Source organism: Kitasatospora cheerisanensis KCTC 2395 (genome assembly GCF_000696185.1).
Lineage (GTDB): Bacteria > Actinomycetota > Actinomycetes > Streptomycetales > Streptomycetaceae > Kitasatospora > Kitasatospora cheerisanensis.
Map to the genome: position 1 here is coordinate 5,678,418 of NZ_KK853997.1, position 1,356 is coordinate 5,679,773.

The 1,356-nt window shown below is 56.3% G+C and carries 2 other annotated features.

Going from position 1 to position 1,356, the window contains the following annotated elements:
* Positions 1 to 92 precede the first annotated feature (92 nt).
* Positions 93 to 464: a sequence feature (23S ribosomal RNA rRNA prediction is too short), on the plus strand.
* Between the two features lie 10 nt (positions 465 to 474).
* Positions 475 to 1,342 (plus strand) — a sequence feature (23S ribosomal RNA rRNA prediction is too short).
* The last annotated feature ends 14 nt before the right edge of the window (positions 1,343 to 1,356 follow it).

Here is a 1,356-nt window from a genome sequence, read left to right on the forward strand (position 1 = left end):
GATCCTATGCTGTCGAGAAAAGCCTCTAGCGAGTTTCATGGCGGCCCGTACCCCAAACCGACTCAGGTGGTCAGGTAGAGAATACCGAGGCGTTCGGGTGAACTGTGGTTAAGGAACTCGGCAAAATGCCCCCGTAACTTCGGGAGAAGGGGGGCCATTGCTGGTGATGGGACTTGCTCCTTGAGCTGGTGGTGGCCGCAGAGACCAGCGAGAAGCGACTGTTTACTAAAAACACAGGTCCGTGCGAAGCCGTAAGGCGATGTATACGGACTGACGCCTGCCCGGTGCTGGAACGTTAAGGGGACCGGTTAGTCCGACTTCGGTCGGGCGAAGCTGAGAACTTAAGCGCCAGTAAACGGCGGTGGTAACTATAACCATCCTAAGGTAGCGAAATTCCTTGTCGGGTAAGTTCCGACCTGCACGAATGGCGTAACGACTTCTCGACTGTCTCAACCACAGGCCCGGTGAAATTGCATTACGAGTAAAGATGCTCGTTTCGCGCAGCAGGACGGAAAGACCCCGGGACCTTTACTATAGCTTGATATTGGTGTTCGGTTCGGCTTGTGTAGGATAGGTGGGAGACTTTGAAGCAGCAACGCCAGTTGTTGTGGAGTCGCCGTTGAAATACCACTCTGGTCGTGCTGGATGTCTAACCTGGGTCCGTGATCCGGATCAGGGACAGTGTCTGGTGGGTAGTTTAACTGGGGCGGTTGCCTCCTAAAGGGTAACGGAGGCGCCCAAAGGTTCCCTCAGCCTGGTTGGCAATCAGGTGTTGAGTGTAAGTGCACAAGGGAGCTTGACTGTGAGACTGACGGGTCGAGCAGGTACGAAAGTAGGGACTAGTGATCCGGCGGTGGCTTGTGGAAGCGCCGTCGCTCAACGGATAAAAGGTACCCCGGGGATAACAGGCTGATCTTCCCCAAGAGTCCATATCGACGGGATGGTTTGGCACCTCGATGTCGGCTCGTCGCATCCTGGGGCTGGAGTAGGTCCCAAGGGTTGGGCTGTTCGCCCATTAAAGCGGTACGCGAGCTGGGTTTAGAACGTCGTGAGACAGTTCGGTCCCTATCCGCTGTGCGCGTAGGAGTGTTGAGAAGGGCTGTCCCTAGTACGAGAGGACCGGGACGGACGAACCTCTGGTGTGCCAGTTGTCCTGCCAAGGGCATGGCTGGTTGGCTACGTTCGGGAGGGATAACCGCTGAAAGCATCTAAGCGGGAAGCCTGCTTCGAGATGAGCACTCCCACCTCCTTGAGAGGGTAAGGCTCCCAGTAGACGACTGGGTTGATAGGCCGGATATGGAAGCCCTGTGAGGGGTGGAGTTGACCGGTACTAATAGGCCGAGGGCTTGTCCTCAG